At 39.5% G+C, this 26,791-nt stretch carries 22 protein-coding genes; 8 read left to right on the top strand and 14 right to left on the bottom strand.

From position 1 onward, the window contains the following. Nucleotides 1-74: 74 nt before the first annotated feature. A complete protein-coding gene (locus I6E11_RS10570) occupies nucleotides 75-518 on the bottom strand; it encodes a DUF8440 family protein (RefSeq protein WP_204404446.1) in 444 nt (147 codons plus the stop codon). 575 nt (nucleotides 519-1,093) lie between these two features. Beyond that, the gene (locus I6E11_RS10575) at nucleotides 1,094-6,703 is read right to left on the bottom strand and encodes an alpha-2-macroglobulin family protein (protein WP_235338006.1); all 5,610 of its coding nucleotides are present in this window, start codon (nucleotides 6,701-6,703) and stop codon (nucleotides 1,094-1,096) included. A gap of 189 nt (nucleotides 6,704-6,892) precedes the next feature. On the opposite strand from I6E11_RS10575, the gene I6E11_RS10580 reads away from it, so the two are divergent. Continuing rightward, on the top strand, nucleotides 6,893-7,336 hold the full coding sequence (locus I6E11_RS10580; RefSeq protein ID WP_235338007.1) for a hypothetical protein: 444 nt from the start codon (nucleotides 6,893-6,895) through the stop codon (nucleotides 7,334-7,336). A gap of 101 nt (nucleotides 7,337-7,437) precedes the next feature. On the opposite strand, the gene I6E11_RS10585 is transcribed toward I6E11_RS10580, so the two are convergent. From I6E11_RS10585 to I6E11_RS10605, 5 genes are all read right to left on the bottom strand, one after another. Continuing rightward, a complete protein-coding gene (locus tag I6E11_RS10585) occupies nucleotides 7,438-7,773 on the bottom strand; it encodes a hypothetical protein (RefSeq protein WP_154045101.1) in 336 nt (111 codons plus the stop codon). A 39-nt stretch (nucleotides 7,774-7,812) separates the two neighbouring features. Next, a complete protein-coding gene (trxA, locus tag I6E11_RS10590; protein WP_154045100.1) occupies nucleotides 7,813-8,127 on the bottom strand; it encodes a thioredoxin in 315 nt (104 codons plus the stop codon). Nucleotides 8,128-8,188: 61 nt separating this feature from the next. Beyond that, nucleotides 8,189-11,986 carry a DNA polymerase III subunit alpha gene (gene dnaE / locus I6E11_RS10595; RefSeq protein WP_235338008.1) on the bottom strand — a complete coding sequence of 1,266 codons (3,798 nt, stop codon included), beginning with the start codon at nucleotides 11,984-11,986 and terminating at the stop codon, nucleotides 8,189-8,191. A 20-nt stretch (nucleotides 11,987-12,006) separates the two neighbouring features. Continuing rightward, on the bottom strand, nucleotides 12,007-13,110 hold the full coding sequence (gene meaB / locus I6E11_RS10600; RefSeq protein WP_235338009.1) for a methylmalonyl Co-A mutase-associated GTPase MeaB: 1,104 nt from the start codon (nucleotides 13,108-13,110) through the stop codon (nucleotides 12,007-12,009). A 55-nt stretch (nucleotides 13,111-13,165) separates the two neighbouring features. Further along, nucleotides 13,166-14,245: a DUF1573 domain-containing protein gene (locus tag I6E11_RS10605; RefSeq protein WP_235338010.1), complete on the bottom strand. Its 1,080-nt coding sequence runs from the start codon at nucleotides 14,243-14,245 to the stop codon at nucleotides 13,166-13,168. 270 nt (nucleotides 14,246-14,515) lie between these two features. On the opposite strand from I6E11_RS10605, the gene I6E11_RS10610 reads away from it, so the two are divergent. Continuing rightward, nucleotides 14,516-15,871 (top strand): sigma-54-dependent transcriptional regulator, encoded by a 1,356-nt coding sequence (locus I6E11_RS10610; RefSeq protein ID WP_235338011.1) that lies wholly within the window; start codon nucleotides 14,516-14,518, stop codon nucleotides 15,869-15,871. Nucleotides 15,872-16,186: 315 nt separating this feature from the next. On the opposite strand, the gene I6E11_RS10615 is transcribed toward I6E11_RS10610, so the two are convergent. The 5 genes from I6E11_RS10615 to I6E11_RS10635 all read right to left on the bottom strand — a co-directional run bounded on the left by I6E11_RS10615 (nucleotide 16,187) and on the right by I6E11_RS10635 (nucleotide 19,191). Beyond that, nucleotides 16,187-16,855: an RluA family pseudouridine synthase gene (locus tag I6E11_RS10615; RefSeq protein WP_235338012.1), complete on the bottom strand. Its 669-nt coding sequence runs from the start codon at nucleotides 16,853-16,855 to the stop codon at nucleotides 16,187-16,189. Nucleotides 16,856-16,933: 78 nt separating this feature from the next. Then, nucleotides 16,934-17,680 (bottom strand): 3-oxoacyl-[acyl-carrier-protein] reductase, encoded by a 747-nt coding sequence (gene fabG / locus I6E11_RS10620; RefSeq protein ID WP_235338013.1) that lies wholly within the window; start codon nucleotides 17,678-17,680, stop codon nucleotides 16,934-16,936. Between the two features lie 34 nt (nucleotides 17,681-17,714). Beyond that, a complete protein-coding gene (locus tag I6E11_RS10625; protein ID WP_235338014.1) occupies nucleotides 17,715-18,308 on the bottom strand; it encodes a TetR/AcrR family transcriptional regulator in 594 nt (197 codons plus the stop codon). A 212-nt stretch (nucleotides 18,309-18,520) separates the two neighbouring features. Beyond that, a complete protein-coding gene (locus tag I6E11_RS10630) occupies nucleotides 18,521-18,955 on the bottom strand; it encodes a nucleoside deaminase (protein ID WP_235338015.1) in 435 nt (144 codons plus the stop codon). Between the two features lie 2 nt (nucleotides 18,956-18,957). After that, nucleotides 18,958-19,191: a hypothetical protein gene (locus tag I6E11_RS10635; protein ID WP_235338016.1), complete on the bottom strand. Its 234-nt coding sequence runs from the start codon at nucleotides 19,189-19,191 to the stop codon at nucleotides 18,958-18,960. A gap of 73 nt (nucleotides 19,192-19,264) precedes the next feature. Here I6E11_RS10635 and I6E11_RS10640 point away from each other — a divergent pair, with 73 nt between their 5' ends. The 3 genes from I6E11_RS10640 to I6E11_RS10650 are packed head-to-tail and all read left to right on the top strand — an operon-like array spanning nucleotide 19,265 to nucleotide 21,745. After that, nucleotides 19,265-19,630 carry a YraN family protein gene (locus tag I6E11_RS10640; protein WP_235338017.1) on the top strand — a complete coding sequence of 122 codons (366 nt, stop codon included), beginning with the start codon at nucleotides 19,265-19,267 and terminating at the stop codon, nucleotides 19,628-19,630. Nucleotides 19,631-19,656: 26 nt separating this feature from the next. Next, a complete protein-coding gene (locus I6E11_RS10645; RefSeq protein WP_235338018.1) occupies nucleotides 19,657-20,394 on the top strand; it encodes a biotin--[acetyl-CoA-carboxylase] ligase in 738 nt (245 codons plus the stop codon). Between the two features lie 37 nt (nucleotides 20,395-20,431). Then, a complete protein-coding gene (locus I6E11_RS10650; RefSeq protein ID WP_235338019.1) occupies nucleotides 20,432-21,745 on the top strand; it encodes an MATE family efflux transporter in 1,314 nt (437 codons plus the stop codon). Here the strand turns inward: I6E11_RS10650 and I6E11_RS10655 are convergent. Continuing rightward, nucleotides 21,717-23,135 carry an ATP-dependent DNA helicase gene (locus I6E11_RS10655; RefSeq protein WP_235338020.1) on the bottom strand — a complete coding sequence of 473 codons (1,419 nt, stop codon included), beginning with the start codon at nucleotides 23,133-23,135 and terminating at the stop codon, nucleotides 21,717-21,719. The genes I6E11_RS10650 and I6E11_RS10655 overlap by 29 nt on opposite strands. A gap of 95 nt (nucleotides 23,136-23,230) precedes the next feature. On the opposite strand from I6E11_RS10655, the gene I6E11_RS10660 reads away from it, so the two are divergent. The 3 genes from I6E11_RS10660 to I6E11_RS10670 are packed head-to-tail and all read left to right on the top strand — an operon-like array spanning nucleotide 23,231 to nucleotide 25,324. Beyond that, nucleotides 23,231-23,917 carry a hypothetical protein gene (locus tag I6E11_RS10660; RefSeq protein ID WP_235338021.1) on the top strand — a complete coding sequence of 229 codons (687 nt, stop codon included), beginning with the start codon at nucleotides 23,231-23,233 and terminating at the stop codon, nucleotides 23,915-23,917. 16 nt (nucleotides 23,918-23,933) lie between these two features. Beyond that, a complete protein-coding gene (locus tag I6E11_RS10665) occupies nucleotides 23,934-24,752 on the top strand; it encodes a DUF3822 family protein (protein ID WP_235338022.1) in 819 nt (272 codons plus the stop codon). Next, nucleotides 24,743-25,324: an RsmD family RNA methyltransferase gene (locus I6E11_RS10670; protein ID WP_235338023.1), complete on the top strand. Its 582-nt coding sequence runs from the start codon at nucleotides 24,743-24,745 to the stop codon at nucleotides 25,322-25,324. The genes I6E11_RS10665 and I6E11_RS10670 overlap by 10 nt, the downstream gene beginning before the upstream one ends. On the opposite strand, the gene cls is transcribed toward I6E11_RS10670, so the two are convergent. After that, nucleotides 25,296-26,741 carry a cardiolipin synthase gene (gene cls / locus I6E11_RS10675; RefSeq protein WP_235338024.1) on the bottom strand — a complete coding sequence of 482 codons (1,446 nt, stop codon included), beginning with the start codon at nucleotides 26,739-26,741 and terminating at the stop codon, nucleotides 25,296-25,298. The two genes, I6E11_RS10670 and cls, sit on opposite strands and share 29 nt — an antisense overlap. Between the last annotated feature and the right edge of the window lie 50 nt (nucleotides 26,742-26,791).

Raw genomic sequence — 26,791 nt, forward strand, 5'->3', positions numbered from 1 at the left:
CAATAATCCCGTATCAATAATCTTCAGGAAACATATATGAATAAAAAAACGGCCCACCAACCTTATAATTTATGCTAAATCAAAATACGTTTGATTTGATAAATATAATAATTGTCCGAGTAACGAGTGAAGAGTAAAAAAGAGAAATAAGATGTCACCTTTTCTTCCGGCAAGAATATTTTCCGTAAATGGGTTATGCCTAAAGCATTAGAATAAGTCTTTAACAACTTATAAGACAAAGTGAAACGTCCGCTATTATAAACATTGTTATTTGCGATACAAAATTGAAACAATAAATTTACTCTTTCGTTATCAATCTCCTTTTTTTCGGACAAACCTCTGAATATATGATTGATTATCACCGTATCATTTTGCCATTCAGCCACACAAGTATTTTCATACTCCTGACTGTCATATACGGTGGAATAGTCACCCGAAATCAGGTATATCCCCAATGCGATGTATAAAAGAAACAGATACTTCACCATAGCGGGTGCAAATATACGAAGTTTTTTCATGGCGACGAAATTGTTTTTTATTTTTATTTCAGAAGAACAACTTCACATACATAAAGTAGCATGGCATTCCTCATCTGCTTTTTTTACCTCGCATAAAATCATACCTGTATATAAAATGGGCCATTATATAACTGTCCACACCGTTATATTCGGTTATGGAACGCACATTGGATTTCAAACTTCTTGATATATTGCTTTTACGGGCAAGCATATCATACGCCTCTATACTTAAAATCGCCCTACCATTATAAAATGATTTAGATAAAATTAAGAGCTAAGGTAACTGGTTGATAGGTACCGGTTGTTGGCTATTGGTTCCTAACCAAGATTCTCATATACTTTTACAAAAATAAAGAAAATATCCGAAAGCCGGTATTTATCTTCCATTATTTCTTTCCACGTCAATTCCTTTAATAAACAAACGTACGAGGACTCTGGTATAATAGAACTGCCGAAGGTACTTTTTTGGGCAAAAGAATCAATCTCCACACGGCAGTGTGGAGTACTCGACACGAACGTGTGGAGATCTCCGCACGGCCGTGTCGAGAGCTTGACACGAGCGTGTGGAGGTATACTTATTTTATCGTAATAACTGAAGTTTTCCCATGCGAACCGAATTGCGGCGCATAAACTGATATGACAGATACCGGACCTGAAACATATTTCCCTGAACGTGCCACGTATGCGTCATAACGTATAGTATAGGAACCTTTGCGCATCCGGTCAATGAAAAATTCTACAGACGCGTCTTTATTTACGCGATAGAACGAAAGACCTTCTGTCCAAGAATAAGAAGAGAGTTGGGACGCAACCTCAAGACATGAAGGTTTCTCGTCCTTTATCCGTACAAAATCCATATCACGGTCGGCACTTACGGTTATGCATACCGTCACCTTATCGCCCACAGACAAAACGGAAGACGATGAAACTTCTTTTCCATCACATATATACTTGCGTTCTATTCTCAGACCTTCACCATTGTAGGATTTCACTTTATCGATACTTTCAAGACATTGTGAACAGACAGAAGCCCATCCGGCACCTGTGCCTTTTCTTGAGAATTCAATATTCTCTGTTTTCCTGATATCAGAATCATGCAATGAAACCGAAACATGTCCTATAGCGTCATCCGGTGTGGTATAAGTTTTATCCGCAACCTCTGCTGTAATAGCAGAGCCTGAATCAAGCACATCACTTCCACCTGCCAGAAACGCATAAATGGCATTTACAGATGCAACCGGAGTATCCCAAACCTGTACCTGTTTCTGCTTCAGCAACCACAGACGCATATCGTCAAACAAAGTTTCTTTATTATCTCCCAAACGCATGATGGCTTCCATTGCAGACACATGAACCGGTATTCTGTAATCGAACGAAGAATATCCGGCCTTATATGTATCAAAATATGAACCCATCTCATCATTGCTTACCATATATTCCATAACAGACTGTAGAAGGACTTCCGCCTCGTCTTTCTTTCCTGCCGCGTCCATAATGGTAGCCAATACCGATTTTTCATTTATGTCGAGCGATGCAGACTTTCCTACAAAATAGTCAATGAAATAATCGTTCACCTTAGCATCTGCCGAAGATGCCGCTTCATCGTCAATGGCACATATATACAGATAGCTCATAATCATATTCTGAGGCACGTAAGCGTCCTTGTTTTCAAGAATACTGTCATGACACCCGGCAGCTTCAGAAGCCAGATATCCAAGGGCTTTCTTATACATATCGTTCATCTGATAATTGAATGATACTCCCAAAGCCTTGAGTCTGGCCAACGACTCCATTATCCGAAGAGTGATGTAAGTACTTGAAGTCATACCTTTGAACCATGGCCACGAACCGTCAGACAGCTGTAACTTGGCAAGACTGGTAATAGCCGTGGAGAGTTTGTCGTTCATTGCGTTTACATCGAAAAGCATTGCAATACGCTGCTTTTTCGAAGCATCATCTTCAGCATCAGCCAACCATGGGGTTTCTTCGATGATGATATTTTTAAGTTGTTCATTCTTTGACAGTTCCGACCATAAATCCTTTTCATCTTTTCCCTGTGCTATCCATGAATCGAACACTTGCCTGATTTTAGGATTGGATTTCACAATATGCAAAGACAATGAATTGGTATAAAGAGCCGTAGCCCACGACATTGCATCATCAGACGAAGGTGTGCCAAGCACAGGCAAGGCCTGAATGACATACCACTGCGGATTTGCAGTCATTTCTATGGTCAGTTTCCTGTTTGTAGCAGTATTGCTTCCACCGTTGAACAAGCCACCTGTAGAAACCGTTTTGGTTTCATCACCTCTCAACTGGACTGGAATATTCTCTACAATTATCTGTTTGTCAGACAATACCGGAAGGTAGTGACGCTCGCCATCGCTGAATTCGCCAGCCTCAGCCATGACAGTACAAACCAGAACATCCACACCTTCGGAAACCTTATAGTTAAATGTCACGACTTCTGTCTCCCCTTCACGTACACTGAAAGCATCTGTCTTGGTATAAACCACCTGTCCGTTGAGCGGATTGGAAAGAGTCATAGTGACTTTTCCGCTGATATCCTCATCAGACATATTGATGAGAGATGATGAAATGGACGATTCATCACCTACCCTGACAAAGCGAGGCATATTAGGCTGCACCATAAATGGCTTGGAAGTGGTAAACGACGCCTTTACAAATCCGTAATCCATATTCTGAGTATGTACAAAACCATTGAAAGTCCATTCGGTCAATGCATCAGGCATTACGAACGACATAGTCACTGTTCCGGCAGAATCTGTACGCAGACGCGGATAGTAGAAAGCTGTCTCAGAGAAATTCTCACGAAGGGCATGAGACACATTTCCGTCAGTTGCCTCTACGGCATTTTCTACAGGCAGATTCATATCCGCTTCTTCCACTGATGCTTTCCTGTTATAACTCTGTCCAGCCATATCAAATGAAGCTTCTTTTGCCTGGAATATATTATTTGACGGTGCCTTGGCTATAATCATTCCGCGCGAAGCATAATATCCCCATGAGAAAGGTATAAACTGTGTAAATCCGTCACCATAGATAAGGTCGATTCCATTGCCGCCGTTTACATAAGCGTATGCCACACGCATATAAGGATTGTCATACACATGCAGACTCTGCATCCACACACGCGGCACCTTTCTTCCAAAATACAATCCGAAATGCCAACCGTGCGAATAAAGTTCGTCAAGCGAAGCATCGTAAGCAGACGCCAACATAGAAGCGTTGACAGGCTCCCCGTCTTTATTCCTTACCGTGAGTTTCCATTCCTCCTTCTGTCCGGGAACAAGCTTGTCTCTGAATGTTTCCCATGAGACGTTGAGTTTCTTCTCAGGTTCAGGCTTTACAAGACTTACCACCTTCTTATACAATACTCCCTGACGCATAAAAGAGAAACATACAGTTATACCGTCACCATATTCTTCCTTATATATGTAACTGAACTTCTGTATTGAATTAGAGAATGTCATCCTACGGCTTTCAAGTCTTTTTCCAGCCGTAAACACATCAAGCATCATATAGACATCACTCTCGGAGCTGCCTATATAGAAATCGACAGACTTACCTTCATCAAACGAATTGCCGTCCTGATAGAACCACTCCACAGTCCGGTAAGGAGGAATACTGTCTGCAAGGGAGAAAAGGACGAAATCCTGAGTCTTTGACACATCACGTCCCTTGGAGTCTGAAGCGGAAATCCTGATGCGGTATTTCCCTGAAGAAAGAGAATTGAATGAGTAAGGCACAAATGAATTCTGAGCCTTTTCCTCACCACTGAACACAGCCTTGCCTGCTATCTTGCCTTCTTCATCAAGCTTGAAAACAGAATATCTGACAGTTGTTTCTACCGGCATCCTTTCGCAATTGAAAGCGTCAAAACGGATCTTGCCTATTCTTTCTTTTGCCACTTTGGAAGGCAAATCAGAAATACTCAAATCGAGAGATTTATCACCGACAGACACGGAATACTCCCCTACCTGAGTTTCACCGGAAAGGCTTGTTACCGTAGCCTTTACATTAAATCTGTAATACGTATTATCCGCAGCCTGCAAATCACCGTCAGGCTTATCAAGGCAGAAATCTATATGGAACTTGCCGTCGGCATCAGTCATTGTTTCGCCAGTGGAAATTTCCGTTTCAGTTCCGTTATATCTCCACCAAATATTTTCCATACGGACTACCCTATATTCCACCTTTGCCATGCGCAGAGGAGCACCGGCAAATGATGCAGCCCTCGCCTCAGTATGTACCGAATCGCCAAGCGAATATTCACTGCTGTTTTTCTCGAAAACCACATCGAAAGTAGGACGCTTATACTCTTCCACCCTTATACCGCTATATGTATTATCGGCCTTTACACCAAAGTATCCCGGCAAAACATTCTGTTTAAGAACGAACTCTGTACTGTAAACTCCAAAATCGTCAGTGACAACCTTTTTCTTCTCCACCTCCTTACCATTGGTATCGGTCAGACTTACAGTCACTTCTTCCCCCTTAAGTACAGAAACGGAATCACCTTTTTGGACATATTTAACTCCTGACACATATACCATCTGTCCCGGACGATAAATCGAGCGGTCCGTGAATATGGTTGTCTGCCTTCTCGCTTCTTCGTTTGTGTTCAGGAAATGCTCTCCGGAATAGAAATTTGAGATATTCATAAAATCATTACCGGAAGTACGGACACTGAAATATTCAAGTTTATCCTTGGCGGTACTTACCACTACGCAGCCTTTTTCATCAGTTGGATAAACATTCTTCAGTGCGTATTTACCATCGTTCAGTGCGTATGAAAGTATCTCCGCTCCGGAAACCGGATGACCAGTCATACGATCGACAGCAACAAGTTCTTTTCTGTCGCCCGGCAATGGAATTACAATACACTGATAAGAAGATACATATACCACCTCATAGCAGACTGCCTCTGGCTTCTGCTTTGAGAAGAGCTTCATCATATATATACCGTCTTCAGGCAATTTATACTTCAATCTGGTAGTTCTTGATTTATAATCAGCAGTTGCCGGAAGAGTGAAGTTATTCACAGCCACACGGTCACCATGTTTCCTGATCAACTGCTCATAGTTTTTTCTGTCACGCAGTCTTTCCGATACCGGCGACACGCTGAGCCTGTAAGCCTCTATCGTCACGCTGGTCAGGTTTCTGTATGAAACTTCTATATCCGACCGATATCCGGGATATACAAACGGAATACGTATCTCCAGGCTCGGAGACTCTATCTCCTTAATCATATTATTCAGTTCGCCAGTCCATTCCGTATTTGGATATAGAGCAAGAGCTTTTTTCAATTCAGACATAGCCTCAACCTTTTTTCCCTGAGAACTATACTTATTTGCAAGCTTCAGCATAATATCACAATAGACTTCAACATCCTTATATTCAGATGCAAGACTCTCGAACATTTTCACAGCCTCATCCGGAGAAAGTTTATCCTTCGAATAAACACAATTGTCAGAAAGATAGACAAGACGTGCCTCACGTGTCAGCGCTTCAGCCTCTCTGTCACGATAAGGACTTTCGGCAGAAGAATACAAATCTATCAGAGAATCATAAACACCTAATATCTCATTGTGGATTTTCAGTTCATTTCCTCTCGCCGGAAGTGACAACAATGTACGTACAGCCTGACGGCCCAGGAAATCATACATATTGTCATCAAAATATTCCTTGCTCAATTCTTTAGAAACAACCACAGGATAATATAAAGCCGCAGAACGCGATGCCAACAAATCCTTTTCCTTCAAAGACAATTGCAAACATGAAATGACAGAATCAACCTCAGAAGGCGATACCGCTGCATAATTCATAGCCATGATACTGTTAAGTACGGCTTTTCCCACCACATCCTGTTCCGATGCAGCCCACTTCTTCAGCATGTCTTTCTGCTTCCGGATACTGTCAGGACTCAACCGCACCTTATATTCTGAACATACCATAAAAGCCTTTATCATTTGGGGTATGTTCTTCTTAGCCAATGCCAATAAGAAAATATTTTCAGATTTTTCTATTACGGAACGAGGGAGATCCTTTTTCTGAAGTGCTTCCACTTCCCTCCACATTTTGTCATAATTCTGAGCTTTAACCGATATCGGGAGGACGATGCCTATCATCATCAGACCCACAAAAAAACAAATCTTCTTCATATAATTTGATTTGGTTTTACCTATATGTCTATATAAAGAAACAATTTATAAACGTAAATGCTGCAATTTTAATGCTAAAAGATGTATAAATCACGGTTTTTCATTATATTTGTAAGACTTAGGAGATATTTAAACGCCGTTTAAACAGCGTTTAAACACCATTTAAAAACAATTTAAACAGCAGGCGATATGAAAACTTTCAGTTCACAAATGTCGGAAAAGGTGAAGGGTTGTGTATGGATGTCCATGATGTATTCTGTCACGGCGATAGTATTATGTATTGTTCTGGTACTATTATCAGAAAGAAACGTTGACAATCTCATTCCATTCATATCATGTTTCATTTTCATGGCTCTGTCGTCATGCATTCGAATATATCACATAGAATATAGCATAGCCGATGAATATCTCAGCATCAGAGATTTCAAATACAGATCCATCAATATATTCGACATAAAGGAAATAATAGCTCTGAAAGAGAAGAAAAGATTCACTCTGAATATTCCGTATGATACAGTTATTATTGAGAAGAACGGAAAGAAAACATATCTGGCTCCGGAGAACAGGGATATGATGCTAGAAACAATAAAGGGCATTAATCCGGAAATCACTTTTTCTTCTTCACCACAATGAAGATACTGAAATCTACAGATATATGGGCATAAGTCTATTATACAAAAAATGCTTCAAAGTATATGAAAATACCTTGAAGCATTTTTTATATGAAGAGTTTTTTATTCTACACCACCCAATTGGTTTCCGTATTCCATTTCGCCTTGAACTACAAAGAATACATCGTCCGGTTCGTAAGGTCCCATACCGTCTTCTGCAGATTCCTTAATTATATAATTAACGATCTCATCCTGGTCGATATTGATATATCCTTCTTCATCCGGCTGAGCGTCAAGACATCCGCTGTTTGTATAATACTCTACTATAAGGTCGAATATATAATACAAATCATCGTCTGTGAACTTTTCTTTCAAGTCCTGAGGCAAATAGTTCTTGATAAACTCAATCGTCTTTTCATCATCCTCGTCTTCCAACAAGAATTCGTTGTCTGTTGCCATAGTTACCAGTATTTAATGATTAATAAAAGTCCGTTACTATCAGAGGATAGCTTTCAGTTTTTCAGCCAAAGCCTGCTTTGTAGTTGCACCAACCTGTTTTTCAACCACTTCGCCGTTCTTGATGAAAAGTACTGTAGGGATGTTACGTACTCCGAACTGTGCTGGAAGATCTGAGTTTTCGTCAACATCACATTTACCGATGTTTACTGTATCCTTATATTCGTCAGCTAGTTCTTCGATATATGGAGCAATCTGCTTGCATGGACCACACCATGTTGCCCAAAAGTCCAATACTACAGGTTTACCCTCTGCCATTATCTCTTCAAAATTCTGATCTGTAATGTTAAGTGCCATTTTTTCTATCTTTTTAAGTTTATAAATTCAATGTTTATATGTTATTCGCAACAAATATAGACTAATTTATTTTATAGTCCAACTGTGATTGCGATTTTAAATAATTAATCAAATCTTTTTGTACAGAAACCTTGATGGAACGTGAAGAAAGATTTACATACATCTGTCCGTCATCATCCATAATATAGAACAACAGTTCAGCATTTCCTGGATTCTGCTTAACAATGGAACCGAATTCAGTGATAAACTCATCATCAATTGATGAAAGAGGTGCTTTGACTGTTATTCTCTCTATTACTTTTTCCTTTACATCGGGCAGAAGCTCAATTGTATTGATTTTAACTTCCCATTCATCCTGCTTCCATTGTTTAGGCTGGCATTTGCCGTGCATATATAAAAACATTCCTTCGCTGAAAAAGTTCTTCTTCTCTACCCATTCATTGCCAAAAAATGCAAATTCCGCTACTCCTGAATAGTCTTCAACCTTCGCAACACCGTATGGCTTTCCGTTTTTGGTATATCCTTCGCGCACACCTGTCACTATACCACCGAGTATCAGGTCTCTGTTCTGCAAAGGTACCAAATCTGCCAACTCTTCCATATGCACATTGCATACATTTTCCAATACTACAGCATATTCATCTAAAGGATGGGCCGAAAGATATATTCCGACAAGTTCTCGCTCGCGGTTAAGTCGTTCCAAGTCACTCCATGCAGGTGCAGGAATAATTTCAGGTGTAGCAATCTCTACAGCCATTTCACCTCCGAACAAAGAGTTTGTGGCAGCAGCCTTGTCAACCTGATATTTGTTTCCGTATCTTACAAGAACTTCCACGAAGGTTTCTTCTTTAGCATTCTTCACAAAGAAATCTTCACGCTTTATTCCATGGAAACTGTCAAAACCTCCTGCCAGAGCCAGGTTTTCTATATTCTTCCTGTTGCATGAGGAAAGATTCACCCTCTGTACAAAATCGAATATATTCTTGAACTCTCCATTTTTTCTACGTTCTTCAAGGATACTCTGCACTGCCGACTCTCCTACTCCCTTAACAGCTCCCATACCGAAACGTATGTCACCACGGCTGTTAACAGAGAATTTCAGCTCACTCTCGTTTACGTCAGGTCCCAACACATTGATACCCGTAGCCTTACATTCGTCCATCAGTTTTGTGATTTCAGTGATGTTGGCGATGTTTCGGCTCATTGTGGCAGCCATATATTCCGAAGGATAGTTAGCTTTCAAGTATGCAGTCTGATATGCTACCCACGAATAACATGTGGCATGAGACTTATTGAAGGCATAAGAAGCAAACTTTTCCCAGTCGGCCCAAATCTTTTCAAGTACTTGAGGGTCATGACCGTTTTTCTTTCCACCTTCGATAAACTTAGGCTTCATGTGATCCAGCTTGTCACGGAGCTTCTTACCCATCGCCTTACGGAGGGCATCAGACTCACCACGGGTAAAGTCGGCAAGCAGACGCGACAAAAGCATGACCTGCTCCTGATATACCGTAATACCGTAAGTATCTTTAAGGTATTTCTCCATGATTGGTATATCATATTCTATAGGCTTACGCCCATGCTTACGGTCGATAAAGTCAGGTATGTAATCCATAGGTCCCGGACGGTATAGCGCATTCATGGCAATAAGGTCCTCGAATGTTGACGGTTCCAACTCACGCAGATACTTCTGCATTCCGGCAGATTCGAACTGGAATGTTCCTATTGTTCGTCCATCACCATACAACTTATATGTGGCAGGGTCGTCTATCGGTATTTCGTCTATATTCAATATTATACCCTTGCTATGCTTTATATTTTCCAGTGCTTCCTTTATGATGGACAATGTTTTCAGTCCAAGAAAGTCCATCTTGATAAGACCGGTATCCTCGATTACAGAACCTTCATACTGGGTGACAAGCATCTTCTCGCCTGTTTCCTTATCATCGGCCGTACTTACAGGAACCCAATCGGTGATGTCGTCACGGCAAATGATGGTACCGCAGGCATGCACACCGGTATTTCGTACGTTACCTTCAAGCATCTTCGCATACTTGATGGTATCTCTCAATACAGGGTCTGTAGACACCTCCGCAGCCTGGAGTTCAGGCACGTATGCTATAGCATTAGGAAGATTCAGCTTCTTGTCAGGAATCTTGTCAGGAACCAGCTTACACAGTCTGTCCGATTCCGACAGAGGAAGTTTCTGCACGCGTGCCACATCCTTAATAGCCAGTTTTGTGGCCATAGTGCCGTATGTAATGATATGAGCCACCTTTTCCTGCCCATATTTTTCCGTAACCCAATTCAAGACACGTCCACGTCCGTCATCATCAAAGTCCACGTCAATATCAGGAAGTGAAATACGGTCCGGATTAAGGAAACGCTCAAACAGAAGGTCGTACTTGATAGGGTCAATCTGAGTAATACCCAAACAGTATGCTACAGCAGATCCTGCAGCCGAACCACGTCCCGGACCTACAGACACATCAAGCTTGTTTCTGGCAGCAGAAATAAAGTCCTGCACTATAAGGAAGTAGCCCGGAAAACCCATTGTCTTCATGATGTGCAACTCAAACTTTATTCGTTCGCTCACTTCCTCATCAAGCACCTCACCATAGCGCCGTCTGGCACCGTCGTATGCCAATTTTGCCAGATAATCTGCCTCAAGCTTAATACGGTATAATTTTTCGTAACCGCCCAACCTTTTGATTTTGGCATTTGCAGAGGCCTCATCCATTACGACATTACCGTTTTCATCCTGTGTAAATTCATCAAACAAGTCTTTTTCCGTAAACTTCCTGCGGTATTCCTCTTCCGTTCCGAAGTCCTCCGGAATGGCAAATGTAGGCATTATAGGAGGATTATCAATGGAATAGAATTCTACACTATTACATATATCTACAGTATTGGACAATGCTTCAGGTACATCTGCAAAGATTTCGTTCATTTCTTCGCGCGTCTTCATCCATTCCTGCTTGGTATATAGCATACGGTTAGGGTCGTCCAAATCCTTTCCCGTGCTAAGACAGATAAGACGGTCGTGTGCCTCGGCATTTTCCTCATCTACAAAGTGTACGTCGTTTGTGCAAACCAGTTTTACATTATATTTTTTAGAATACTCCAACAGTTTGGCATTCACCACCTGTTGCAACGGATAGGCTTCATGATTTGCTCTTGATACAGTGGCTTTATGACGTTGAAGTTCCAGATAATAGTCATCTCCGAAAAGATTCTTATACCAGCGTATAGCCTCTTCAGCTTCCTCAAACTGTCCTGCAGTAATTTTCTTAGGAACTTCACCACCAAGACAGGCAGAACAAACTATAAGTCCTTCGTGATACTTCTCCAACTCTGCACGGTCTGTACGCGGACGCATATAAAAACCTTCCGTCCATGCTTTTGAAACCAGCTTTATAAGATTATGATATCCCTTCAAGTTTTTAGCCAGGACTACAAGGTGATAACCACTCTGATCCTGCTTTCCATCCTTCTTGTCAAGCCCTCGGCGAGCAACATACATTTCACACCCGATAATAGGTTTGAAAAGTCTGTCTTGAGCAGCCTGCAACTGCTTTCTGCACTCCGCAAGTTCTTCTTCTGGATTGTCAGATTCAGCCTCTCCTTTTTCAAGAGCAGCAATTTTCTTCTTCAAATCCTTGATTTCGCCATTTGTTCCTCCGTTTTTCTTGTTAACATAATTGAAAAACTCTTTGATACCAAACATTGCCCCGTGGTCTGTAACAGCTATACCCTTCATACCATTTGCAATAGCCTTATCGACTAACTTTGGTATTGAAGCCTGCCCATCGAGGATTGAATATTGGGTATGAACATGTAAATGAACAAAATCCTGCATATCTTAATATAAAATTCTTTTTACTTCTTTAATTGGTTAAAATAAACATCAAGCAACTTTCTAGCTGCCGTGAACGATGTGGTCTGTCCGCTAAGGACTTCTTTTTCCTTAATTTCAAGTATATCTGCAATCAATGGATCCTGATAGAAACTGTCGCGAAGATGTTCGTTTATGGTTTCATACATCCAATACTTTGCCTGTTCGTTTCTCCTATAATCAAAATATCCGTTTTTCTTGACAAAGTCGATATAGGCATATACCATATCCCATATTTCCTTAACTCCTATATTATAAAATCCGGAATAAGTAAGTACCTGGGGAGTCCATCCTGATTCTGGTGCCGGAAACAGGTGAAGCGCATTACGGAAATGTGCAGCAGCAAGTTTTGCCTTCTCTATATTGTTTCCATCGGCCTTGTTTATTACTATTCCGTCGGCCATCTCCATTATCCCTCGTTTGATTCCCTGCAGTTCGTCACCAGTTCCTGCCAGTTGAATTAAAAGAAAGAAATCCACCATTGAATGTACAGCTGTCTCACTCTGTCCTACCCCAACAGTCTCGACAAAAATTTTGTCGAATCCGGCAGCTTCACACAGTATAATAGTCTCTCGTGTCTTACGGGCCACTCCACCCAATGAACCAGCCGAAGGACTGGGACGTATGAAAGACTTTGGATGAACGGACAGTTTCTCCATTCTGGTTTTATCGCCCAAAATACTGCCCTTTGAACGTTCACTACTAGGATCTATTGCCAACACAGCCAGTTTACCGCCTTTTTCTTCAAGCACATGTAGTCCGAAAACATCTATTGAAGTGCTTTTCCCTGCACCGGGCACACCACTTATTCCTATCCTGACAGAATTGCCGGAATATGGCAAGCATTTTTCTATAACTTCCTGTGCTATCACCTGATGTTCCGGTTTAACACTTTCCACCAAAGTTACAGCACGGCTGAGCATCGTTATATCACCCTTAACTATACCTTCTACATATTCATCAACAGAATACTGACGTCTTTTAGGCCTGTTTCTGAGATTTATATATGGATTGACAATCGAAGGTTGTTCAACTCCCTGATTGACAGTCAAGCCCTTATATTCTTCATTATTTTCAGGATGTTCCATAACGGTATTGTTTTTTTATGGGTTAATAAATCAGGACTATCATTATCTGATGCCTTTATTCGTTTACTATATCAGCATTGATATTAATGGTTATTTTAGGGTTATTCGGATCATTGGTTATCATCAGAACCCTTGGCTTACCTTTAGATTTTGAAAGATTACCGGCAAGCACAGTCACTTTCATTTTTGCAGATTCACCCGGCTTTATTATATGTTTGTTCACCTTAACATTCAGCGCCATAGTAAATACCTGCAAATCTAATATCTCAAGGTTAGATTTTCCTTTATTGGTAATAACAACAGTCTGCGACTTTTTTTGTTTAGGTTTCAATCCCAAATAATCCAAAGATGTGGTACTTATTTCGGCTACCGGCGGATTTAATTTCTGCTGTTCAGAGAGTAAAGAAAAATCAGGCAATAAAACTACAGATACAGGAATTTCATTCTCGCTATTTACCTTATCTCCCATAAACCTAGACAGAAAGACAGTTGTTCGGGTTATACCTAGTTTTGGAAGTTTATCCGTATGTAGTGTAACTGTGATTTTACCATTTTTTTGCGAGCCAAGCACTTCAGGCTCCGCCTTGGCTGTAAGATATGGTGGCAAATGCATAAGAACTGGAGAATATGCCTTGTTCGATGTATTTGCTACCAGAATCTCAAATTGAGGCTTGTCCCCCTTATTCACATCGTCAAAAACTATCTCATCCTTATTGGTTCTAATAGCTCCAAATCCAAACTCATGAGTAAAGGAATAATCTTTAGGATCGGCGGTTACCTCACCCGAAAAATCCAGATATACAGGAAGATTCGAAGCATTGCAATACACTCCTACCTCCCTGTAGAATTTACCAATAGCCTCGGCATCATATACAGCCGTAACCTCACCTTTACCTCCTGCAGGAACAGGTTCCTTCGTCCAATCGGCTTCCATACATCCACAGGATACTGTGACATTGGAAATAGCCAAAGGTTTATCCCCCGTATTGGTAAAGGAATACTTTACCGTAACCGGATTTCTCCACAAAATATAACCAATATTTTGCGACTTTGAATCGAACGATATCTGAGGTTGTGCATTAACCATGACAGTAATTGCACAAAATATAAAAATAAGCGATAATACTCTTTTCATTAGTTTGTAATATTTAAAAAGATAAATACGGAAACAAAGATAGATAGAATTTTAATTCTTCACAAAAGTAGTCTTGGAATAAATCAAAACATAAACAAAAAGTAACTAACAGCCTTAAATTGCCCAAGATATAAGACATAACATATAACAAAAACAAAAAAAGACACATCAACATACACTATTAGATAATATTTATAAAAATAAGGTTTGTTAAAACAAGCAGATGAAATTTATAGATTAACTTTGTAAAAATAAAAACATTAACCATATATGACTCCGTCAATACTAATAATAGAAGACGACCTGACATTCTCCACCATGTTGAAGACATGGCTGGGCAAGAAAGGTTTTGATGTGGAAACGGCTGGCACATGCACAAAAGCCCGCAAACTTATCACATCGAAAGATTTCAGCCTGATTCTCTCAGATCTAAGGCTTCCTGATCAGGACGGTATGCAGCTCCTAACATGGATGAGAGAACTTGAAATGAAGACTCCATTCATAATGATGACCAGCTATGGGGAAATTCAAAATGCTGTCATGGCTATGAAACTGGGTGCCACAGACTATATACAAAAGCCTGTGCAACCGGACGAACTGCTAAGGAAAATAAATGAAGCTATTACTGTCACATCTGATAACAAGCAAACTGAAAAACAATCAAAAAAAGAAGTTTCAAATATAAACAATAATTTTCTGGAAGGAGAAAGTGAAGCTGCCAGACAACTTTACAACTATGTAAATCTGGTTGCACCTACACAAATGTCTGTACTGATAAATGGTGCCAGCGGAACAGGCAAAGAATACGTTGCACACAGAATACACCAGTTAAGCAAACGCAATGACAAGCCATTCATAGCAATCGACTGCGGTTCTATTCCTAAGGATTTGGCTGCTTCAGAATTTTTCGGCCACGTAAAAGGCTCATTTACAGGAGCACTTACGGACAAGACGGGAGCTTTTGAAGAGGCTAACGGAGGAACTCTTTTTCTTGACGAAATAGGTAATCTGAGCTACGAAGTTCAAGTACAGTTATTACGTGCATTACAAGAAAGAAGAATACGTAAGATTGGATCTACCAAAGAAATACAGGTTGACGTACGACTGATATGTGCCACAAACGAAAACCTAAAAGAGGCTATTTCAAAAGGTAATTTCAGAGAAGACTTATACCACAGAATAAACGAATTCACCATGCGTATGCCATCATTGAAAGAAAGACAGGAAGATATTCTTCTTTTTGCAAATTTCTTCCTTGACCAGGCAAACAAAGAACTAAATAAAAACCTTATAGGTTTTGATGCCGCAGCAAGTATGGCATTACAGCAATACGAATGGCCAGGAAACCTCAGACAGCTCAAGAACATAGTAAAAAGAGCTACATTGCTGGCCAAAGAAGATTTCATAACAACTGCCGAACTTGGAGAGGAACTTAACGAACCACAAGCGGTTCATTCAGACCACATATCAATTGAAACCTCACTAAACAGAGAAGAAACAGAAAAACAACTTATAATAAATGCACTAAAGCAAACGGGAAACAACAAATCAAAGGCTGCAAACCTGCTTGGCATTGACAGAAAAACACTGTACAACAAACTTAAACATTACAATATTCCACAATAAAATGTGGAATATTTCCACACATTCCACAATAAAATCCACACCTGTAAACATATAGGCGTGGATTTTATTTTTATAACACACTGGTTCACAATACAATAGAGAAGTCATACATTTATGGCACAACTTTTGCAAACATAAAAGAGAATAAGATTTTAATAAAGACTAGACTAAACACACAAAACCCAACCCCATAGAATTAATTTTTCTGAGATTGTATTTACAATAATATAAATAACTACAATCTTATGATAATGAAGATGCCTATGTGTTAAAAACGAAAAAGAGCACGCTGTGAAGCATGCTCTTTTTTTTATTCTATATACCAAAACCATTCCATAAATTTCCGGATGGCAATTCTGCCGTAACATCAATCAGTTCTTTTGATACCGGATGAATAAATTTTACTCTCCTGGAATGCAGACAGATGCTTCCGTCCGGATTAGAACGTGGGAATCCATATTTAAGGTCTCCCTTGATAGGACATCCCATTTTTGCCAATTGGCAACGTATCTGATGGTGACGCCCTGTGTGAAGATTAACCTCCAGAAGAAAGTAATTTTGAGAATGGCCGATAAGTTTATAATCCAAAATAGCCTTTTTCGAACCTTTTACTTCCTTGTCGTAAGCATACGATTTGTTCTGCTTCTCATTTTTAACCATATAATGTACCAAAGTCCCTTCTTCCGATGCAGGAGCATTCTTCACTACCGCCCAGTAAGTTTTTTCCACCTCTCCATTTCTGAACATATCATTCAGACGACTAAGCGCCTTACTAGTTTTTGCAAAAACCACGAGTCCACTTACCGGTCTGTCCAATCTGTGTGTAACACCGATAAAAACGTTTCCCGGCTTATTATATTTCTCTTTCAGATACTGTTTCACTGTCTCAGAAAGAGGAGTGTCTCCCGTTTTATCACCTTGAACTATTTCAGAAGCAGTTTTATTTACTATTATTATATGATTATCTTCGTAAACTACAGTCATATGGATGTATTTATAAAAAACAGGCACAGATTTCATTATAAAACGAAGCCTGTGCCCGAAGTATATCGTATATGAAAATTACATATTCATACCACCATCTACCTGAATAACCTGTCCTGAAACATATGCAGACAAGTCTGAAGCAAGATACAATGCTGTATTTGCCACATCTTCAGTAGTACCGCCACGGCGCAAAGGAATACGCTTGTTCCATTCAGCCTTAACTTCGTCAGAAAGCTGAGCAGTCATTTCTGTAATAATGAAACCAGGAGCGATAGCATTTGCACGGATACCGCGAGAACCAAGTTCCTGAGCGATAGATTTAGCAAGACCTATCATACCTGCCTTAGATGCAGAATAGTTACACTGACCTGCATTTCCGTGTACACCAACTACAGAAGCCATGTTGATGATATTACCACTCTTCTGACGCATCATGATTGGAGTACAAGCATGGATAAAGTTGAATGCCGATTTCAAGTTTACAGCAATTACTGCATCCCACTGAGCCTCGCTCATACGCATCATAAGTCCGTCTTTTGTAATACCAGCGTTGTTCACAAGGATATCGATAGAACCGAATTCTTCTTTAATCTGTTCTACAACCTTTGCAGTATCTTCAAAATTGGCAGCATTCGAAGCATAACCTTTAACCTTCACACCCAAAGCTGCAATTTCTTTTTCAGTGTTCAATCCGTTTTCATCAATTACCAAGTCAGTAAATGCAATGTTTGCTCCTTCTGCAGCAAACTTCAAAGCTATAGCCTTACCAATACCACGTGCAGCACCGGTTACAATAGCTGTTTTTCCTGTTAATAATCCCATAATTATTTTTGTTTAAAAAATTATTGCCTTTATTTCAATCGTTAGCTTTACATCCTAAAGCTCCATAAACTATTTTCTTGACATATCTCCACGAAGTTTCATCATCCAGTTCCTCTGCTATCTGTCCTCTGATAAAAGGAACCTCAATACCTTTTATGCAATAATGCAGAATAGAAGCTGTTATTTCCACATCATCAATATCAAATACTCCGGCATCCTTACCTTCCTGAAGAATTTTCCTGAACAGAAGAACCTCCTTTATGTCAAAGTCCTTTCTCTCAGCTTCCACCTTCCATATATCCCTAAAAAAATCTGCCCTCAAAGTACCATTTCTGAAAACGATAGTCTTTGTTGTTTCCAGATGAGTAAATATGAGTTCCAGTATTTTCTTTTCAGGCGAAATGTTTTTACTTGCCACTTTATGAAGAGTTTCCGACAGCATCTCTATTTCAGCCTCAACCACAGCCATATATATTTCTTCCTTACTTTTGAAGTAGGTATAGAGAGTTCTACGCCCTTTCTTGGAAGCAATAGCAATATCATTCATAGTAGTATCCTCAACTCCTTTTTTTGCAAAAAGCTGCCTGGCTACATCCACAAGTTTGGCTCTGGTTTTTAACACTGTCATATTATCTTCATTCTATTGCACACCATATCTATCTGTGTGCAAAAATACATCTTTATATCATATTATACAAATATACTGTAATTTTTATAATTCCGATTGACACTTCCCCCTTAATATATCACTATTCAGACCAAAACAAAATGTCCTGTCATTTTAACCAAAACGACAAGGCGTTTCAATCAAAACGACAGGACATTTTCTTCAAGTCTCTTTTATCTGCGTTTTTTAAAGAAATCTTTCATCAGTTGCCCACATTCGTCGGCCATCACTCCCGACATGACAACTGTTTTAGGATGAAGAGCATCGGGAGCATATTTCATAAATCCACGTTTTTCGTCCGAGGCTCCATAAACCAGCTTTCCCAGTTGCGACCATGCAATGGCACCGGCACACATCACGCAAGGTTCCACTGTGACATACAGCGAACAGTCGTTCAGATACTTTGCTCCCAAAGCATTTTCGGCAGCTGTAATAGCCTGCATCTCGGCATGTGCCGTAACATCATTTAGCGTTTCTGTCAGGTTATGTGCACGTGCTATTATCCTGTCACGACAAACCACTACGGCTCCCACAGGAACTTCTCCCCTCTCTGCCGCACGCTCAGCCTCGGCTAGTGCCTGTTTCATATAGAAATTATCGTCTGCCATTACTATCTGCGCATTTCGTGTTCGTTGAAAAGAGTAGGATAATCATCGTCCAGCTGTTGATGAATATGTGACAATACTGTTTCGCGAAGCCATCGCGCCTTGTTTGTTATCTTATATTTTTTGAGATAACATTCCACAATGCGGATTTCTTCGTCACTCATCAGGCATACCATTCGCTGCTTGCGTGGTGGTACTGACGACGGAACTCTCTTTCTGGTTTTACCTTTAGCTATCATTCGTGGTGCAAAATTAATCTACTTCCGATTAATTAAGAAAAAATAAATGAGTATTTTTGCAAAAAATGGCAAAATGGCGAAACATAACACATTAGGAAAGGAAGGAGAAGATGTTGCCTGCCAGTTTCTTCAGGACAGAGGATATGAAATTCTGGAACGGAACTGGACATGGAGAAAACTTGAACTGGACATTATTGCCAGAAAGGGAAACAATCTTATAATAGCCGAAATCAGGACCAGAAGTACAAATATGTATGGAGAACCTGAATATACTGTATCCGACAAGAAAATAAGGAGAATCATCAATGCGGCAGATGTATATATAAAAAAGAATATGATAGACCTCGACATCAGATTCGATATAATATCTGTAACCGGACACTCCGGCAACTTCCGGATAAATCATATTGAAGATGCATTTATATCCCCTGTATGGTAAAAACAACATATAAAATGGAATTTACAATGAATTACCCTGAACCTATATACATTCCACAAACAATATCAACGAACGTAAGCCTTGCCGAAATTTGCTCTAAAGGAGATACAGAAAACCTTACATCGGTATATTCGTCTTTCCAGACAGATGGAAGAGGACAACGCGGAAATAAATGGGAATCGGAAAACGGCAAGAACCTTCTGTTCAGCTTTGTGGTTTTTCCAAAGGAACTACCGGCCAGAAAACATTTCATTTTGTTGCAGATTACGGCTCTTGCACTGTTCGACACTTTGTCGGAATATACAGAGGGAATAAGCATAAAATGGCCAAACGACATTTACTGGATGGACAAAAAAATTTGTGGAACCCTTATAGAAAACGATTTGAGTGGAATGAACATTGAACGCTCCATATCCGGAACGGGAGTAAACCTTAATCAGAAGATTTTCAGGAGTAATGCTCCAAATCCAGTTTCTTTATCGCAAATAACAGGTCAGGAATATGACATAGAGACTATTCTTCATAAAATCATGGATTCTGCAAGCGTATACTACCAAATGTTCGAAAACGGCAAAAGCGAGATAATCCGAAAAAAGTATTTTGATGCAATATACAGAAAAGATGGTTTCCATAAATATAAAGATAATAACGGAAATTTCGAAGCTATGATAGAGGACATAGAAGAAGATGGACGATTTATTCTGAAAGACAGGGAAGGAAACATAAGAAAATATCTGTTTAAAGAAGTGGAATATATTTTTTAAATCGATAAAGATAATTTCTGAACAACAATACAAAGATATGAACCAGACAAACAAGGAGATTCTGCAGATAGCCATACCATCTATTATATCTAACATCACTGTGCCATTGCTGGGACTGGTTGATGTAACTATTACGGGGCATCTGGGCAATGTGGCATACATAGGTGCCATAGCAGTGGGAGGAATGCTGTTCAATATGATTTACTGGATTTTCGGTTTCCTTAGAATGGGGACTGGCGGAATGACCTCCCAGGCATACGGAAGCCGGAATGACAACGAATGCAGAAATATACTTCTGCGTTCACTAGGGATAAGTGTACTGCTGGCAGCTATACTTATAGTGCTGCAAACACTCATTGTAAGCATAGCTTTTCTATTTATTGACACCAGCACAGAAGTAAAGACATACGCATCGGAATATTTCCATATATGCATATGGGGAGCACCTGCCGTATTGGGACTGTACAGTTTCACAGGATGGTTTCTTGGAATGCAGAACTCCAGATATCCTATGTTCATAGCCATTACACAGAACGTAATAAACATTGCTGCCAGTCTTTTCTTTGTGAAAGAGATGGGAATGAAAATTGAAGGTGTGGCATACGGAACTCTGATAGCACAATATGCAGGATTGATTATGGCTATAATCCTAGGACTTAAATATACCAGGAAATATACCTGGAACATATCTGCTGCACAAATATTCAACAGGAGAAGTATGTCGGTTTTCTTCAAAGTAAACAGAGACATTTTTTTCCGTACCTTGTGTATAGTGGCTGTTACAGTGTTCTTCACATCATCCGGGGCGGCATACGGAGATACGACACTGGCAGTCAACACGCTTCTGATGCAACTGTTCACAATATTCTCATACATAATGGACGGATTTGCCTATGCAGGCGAAGCTTTGGTAGGCAAGCATGTAGGCAGCCGCAATAACCATCTTCTCCGGCAAACCGTAAGGCATCTGCTTTATTGGGGAACAGGAGTTGCCGTCTTTTTCACATTATTATATAGTATAGGAGGTAAGGATTTCCTGCAACTTCTGACAGACGACATAGATGTGATTAAGAATTCCTCTGAATATTACTACTGGGTACTTGCTATACCTTTTGCCGGATTTATGGCTTTCATTCTCGATGGAATATGTATCGGAGCCACAGCCACCGGCATTATGCTACGGTCTATATTTGTGGCATCGGTTGCATTTTTCTCTACATATTATATATATGACGGTGCAATGGGCAATCATTCATTATGGATGGCATTCATAATATATCTGTTCGTAAGAGGAAGTGTCCAGGCGATACTTACGTACCGTCTTATTCAGTCTGATTTTCGGGCCAGTTGACCAGATAAAGTTTCTCGCTAGCTCTGGTAATTGCGGTATAGAGCCATCGGTAATAATCAGGAGTGAAAGTATCTTCAGTTATATACCCCTGATCTATAAAGATTCTTTTCCACTGTCCACCCTGAGCTTTATGGCAAGTCACTGCATATGCATACTTCACCTGGAGTGCATTATAGAAACTGTCTTCTTTAAGTTTCTTCATGCGCTCCCTTTTATTGGTTATGTCCGCATAATCTTCCATAACGGCATTGAACAGACGGTCGCTGTCTTCTCTAGACAATGACGGATAATCCGAATGAAGCGTATCAAGCAAAATTTTCAATTCGAACTCTATGTCATTATGGTCGGGAAAAGAAAGCACTACATCTGCAAATCTGAATCCATACATTTCCTGAGTCCTTCTTACACGGCGCACTACAGCAATATCGCCGTTGGCTATAAAATCCATATCCTTACAGTCAGCTGTCCAGTGATAGTTATTCTTGGCTATCATAAGTATATCCCCCGAATTCAGTTCGTCCTCTCTGTACAAAATTGTATTTCTGATTCCTTTGTTGTAAAGATAAGCTCTCTTGTTCGAGCGGCATATTATCATGGTTTCATCCATACCTACTTCACCGTAGGAAGAGTTAATTGCTTCTATAAGCTCGCTTCCCGGCACAGACAATATATCTTCATAACCTTTGAGCGATAACGCCGGCAGGTCGTAAATATCATCGGCAGCCATTCTGTCGCGTAGCATGGTTGCATTCGATAGAATTCCGTTTCTGCCAGAATATCGGATAACCTCTGTCAGAATACACTCCGCAACATCAAGCCCATATCCACATAATACTTCGGCACTTAGAGCCGGACTTTCATCTTCACCCACAGGCGGTAACTGAGCGTCGTCACCTATAATTATAAGGCGGCATCCCTGACCAGCATAAACATACTCAATCAAGTCGTCAAGAAGTCGCCCGCTTCCAAATGACGCTCCCGAAAGTCCGTCATTTGAAATCATGGAAGCTTCATCAACAATAAACAACGTGTTTTTGTGAAGATTGTCGTTCAATGAAAAATTATCAAGTTCATTGGAGAATGATTTCTGGCGGTAAATCTTTTTATGAATGGTATAGGCCTGAAAACCTGAATAATGCGAAAAAACCTTTGCAGCCCTTCCTGTAGAAGCCATCAGTACATACCCCATCCGTAACTCGGACAATGTTTTTACAACTGCTCCAATCAGAGTAGTCTTACCCGTTCCGGCATATCCTTTTAGTAATAATAAAGTATCATTTTTAGGGTTTGACAAAAAATCTGCTATACATTCCATAGCATTTTCTTGCTCTTCTGTTGGTTGGTAACAAAAATTTCGCTTAATTTGTTGCGTTAAATAGTTATTTAACATAAAAAGTAGATAAAAAGATTGAGTAATATTTACGTTGTTCAAGTTATTTATTCTATTTTTGCGCTACGAATATAAACTAAAAAAATAATATTATCATGAAAACAGTTATTAATCTTGTTTTAGCAGCCTGCGTTGTAGGTTTGATTTACATCTGCTATGGCAGTGTAATGGGTCCAATCAATTTTGAAAAAGAAAGAGATTTAAGAGAAAAAGCAATCATTGCTCGTCTTATCGACATACGTAAGGCACAGCAGGAATACCGTAGTATGCATCAGGGTGCATATACTGCAGACTTCGATACTTTGATTGACTTTGTTAAGACTGCAAAACTTCCATTCATCCTTAAGGTAGGAGCTTTGACAGATGCCCAGCTTGAAGCAGGTATGACTGAAAAGAAAGCAATGGCTATCATCAACAAGGCTAAAAAGACAGGTAACTATAAAGAAGTAGAAAAAGAAGGATTGCAGGACTTCCGTCGTGACACAATGTGGGTGGCTGTACTTGACACAATCTTTACAAAAGGATTTAACCCAGATTCACTTTGTTACGTTCCTTACGGTGATGGAGCCAAGTTTGAAATGGCTGTACGTAAAGATACTATGAAATCAGGTGCTCCTCTTAACTTGTTCCAAGCACAGGTGGCATACGATGTATATCTGAAAGGTATAAACAGCCAGGAACTTGCAAACTTGAAAGACATGCAGTCTAAACTTGGAAAATACTGCGGTTTGAGAGTAGGTGACATTGAACAACCAAACAACAATGCCGGAAACTGGGAATAATCAATCTTATTCATAAATGACAAAAGAATTAGATTTTAATAAATCAAAACAATATACATTATCCATCCGTCTTAGTACGGATGGATTTTCTTTTTCTATCTATAATCCGATTGCCGGAAATGATTTCTATTTCAGGACATTCCCGACCAACAATCAGCGCTCAATGGCAGCCAATGTAAAAGCGTTTCTGGCTGCAACCGAAGAGTTGACACACCAATACAAACAAACCAATATCCTCATACATTCACAGCGATACACTATAGTGCCACTTGACATATTTGAAGAAGAATATATGGAAGATATATTTTATCAGAATGTCAGAGGCAAAAGAAATGAGATAGTGATGTGCAACATACTAAGCAGCAGTAACTCTGTCATCATTTTCTCTATAGACAAGCTGACACATGTATTTCTTTCCGAACATTTCCCGGGAGCAAGATTTTTTTCTTCAATCAGCCCACTAATAGAATACTTCACTATTAAAAGCAAATTAGGTAATAACCGTAAATTATACGCCAATATAAATAACGGAAGTACAGATATAGTTTTATTAGACAAAGGAAAACTTATACTTGTAAATACATTCCTCACTACATCATATAAAGATATAAACTACTTCATATTAAATATCTGGCAACAAATCGGTTATAATCAGGAGACGGATGAACTACACATATCAGGCTCAGGATTGGTAATGAATACGATAAAACCAGAACTGGAGAAATATATAAGACATATTTACAGTATAAATCCGAAATCAGAATTCAACAACTCTGAAATTAATAAGATACAAGAAATTCCATTTGATATACAATCATTGATATTATGCGAGTAATAAGCGGTATATATAAGAGAAGACGATTTGATGTTCCTCATACGTTCAAAGCACGACCTACCACAGACTTTGCAAAAGAAAATCTGTTTAATGTTCTGAACAATTATATTGATTTTGAAGGTGGTATTACTGCACTTGATTTATTTGCAGGCACCGGCAGCATCAGTATAGAACTGGTGTCAAGAGGATGTGACAAGGTTATATCAATAGAAAAGGACCCACAACATTTCTCTTTCATAAACAAAATAATGAAAGAGGTAAAAACCGATAAATGTTTTGTACTTCGTGGTGATGTTTTCAGATACATAGAAAGATGCAACGAGAAATTTGATTTCATCTTTGCAGATCCACCATATGCACTTGAGAGATTATCAGAAATACCAGACCTTATATTCAACCATAAACTGCTTAAAGAGGATGGACTGTTTGTTCTTGAACATGGAAAAGATTTGAGTTTTGAATCACATCCAAACTTCATAGAACACAGATACTATGGTAGTGTTAACTTCTCTTTCTTCGGATATAAATCCGGTGAGGAGAATTCTACAGAAGAGGAGAAAACAAACGAATAACTGACTCTGACACCTTATTTAATCCTGAACGTGAATTCCATATTTTGCGTGTCAAATGCATACATGATTTAATATCATTGCAAAATATTTCCTTAATGGCCAGTGCTGTTTTTCTACCATAGAAAAAGGCATTGGCCTCAAAATTATGTTCGAAACTCCTAAAATCCATATTCGTAGACCCTACTGTAGATATTTCGTCATCACAAACCATAAGTTTGGAATGTAAAAATCCTTTCTTATACAGATATACTTTTACACCGGCTTCCAGAATATCATCTATATAAGACAAAGTTCCCTTATGTATTATCAACGAATCTCCTCGCTTTGGAATCATTATTCTTACGTCAACACCAGATAGAGCTGCCGTCTGCAGCGCAGTAAGTACCGGCTCAGTAGGTAGGAAGTACGGAGTCTGTATATATATATAGTTTTTGGCGCTATTTATGGCCATCACATATCCCTGCATTATATCACGCCACTCGCCTACCGGATCGGATGTAACAATCTGGGCTATAGAATTACCAACCGACAAGTCATCACTCCTATCTGAAAGACTTAACATCCTCGGGAAATATTCAGGCGCTGTAATCAATGATCTGTCTACGGCAAACCAATCCGTAAGGAATGCCGTTTGCAGGCCGTATACAGCTCTTCCGGATATCATAACATGAGTATCCCTCCATATTCCCCACGAAAGTCCATACAGATACCTGTAAGCTATATTCATCCCGCCAATATACCCTACTGTTCCATCTACAACCACTATTTTTCTATGATTTCTATAATTAACTTTTGATGTAAAAACAGGGAATCTTACTTTGAGAAACGATTGTACTTCTATACCTTCGCACAACATCGTTTCAAAGAAACTATGATTTACTTTCCAGCATCCAACATCATCATATAATACACGAATCTTTACACCTTGCCTGGCCTTATCTATAAGAGCATCTCTCAACATACGTCCCACAGCATCATCTTCTATGATATAAAACTCTATATGGATATGGTGCCTGGCATTGTATATAGTTCTAAGCAAGGATAAAAACATTGAACGAGCATCTGTGAATATTTCTATATCATTCCCTTCAAAAGGCAAAGCTTTGTTTACATTCCTAAAGAACGACATTATACGTGACTTTTCAGACTTCATTTCAACAGATTCCTGCATCTGATATTCTGACATTGGCCTTTTTATTAGTCTGGAATATCCTTTTTTACTTATCATCCTCTCTTTTCTATTACTGCGACCTAGAAAAAAATAAAGAATAAGTCCCACTACGGGCAAGAAAAACAAAACTAAAATCCACGCCATTGCCTTTACAGGATTTCTGTTGTCAAGGACCACAAAAACCACCGTAGACAATATTAGAAGCATATACGTAAAATAGAATACAGTGAAAAGAATATCATTCATAACATTATATGTTCAGGTCAATAACAAAAATACATTTTTTTCTTGATATT

It is taken from the genome of Bacteroides caecigallinarum (assembly GCF_021531075.1).
Classification (GTDB): domain Bacteria; phylum Bacteroidota; class Bacteroidia; order Bacteroidales; family Bacteroidaceae; genus Phocaeicola; species Phocaeicola caecigallinarum_B.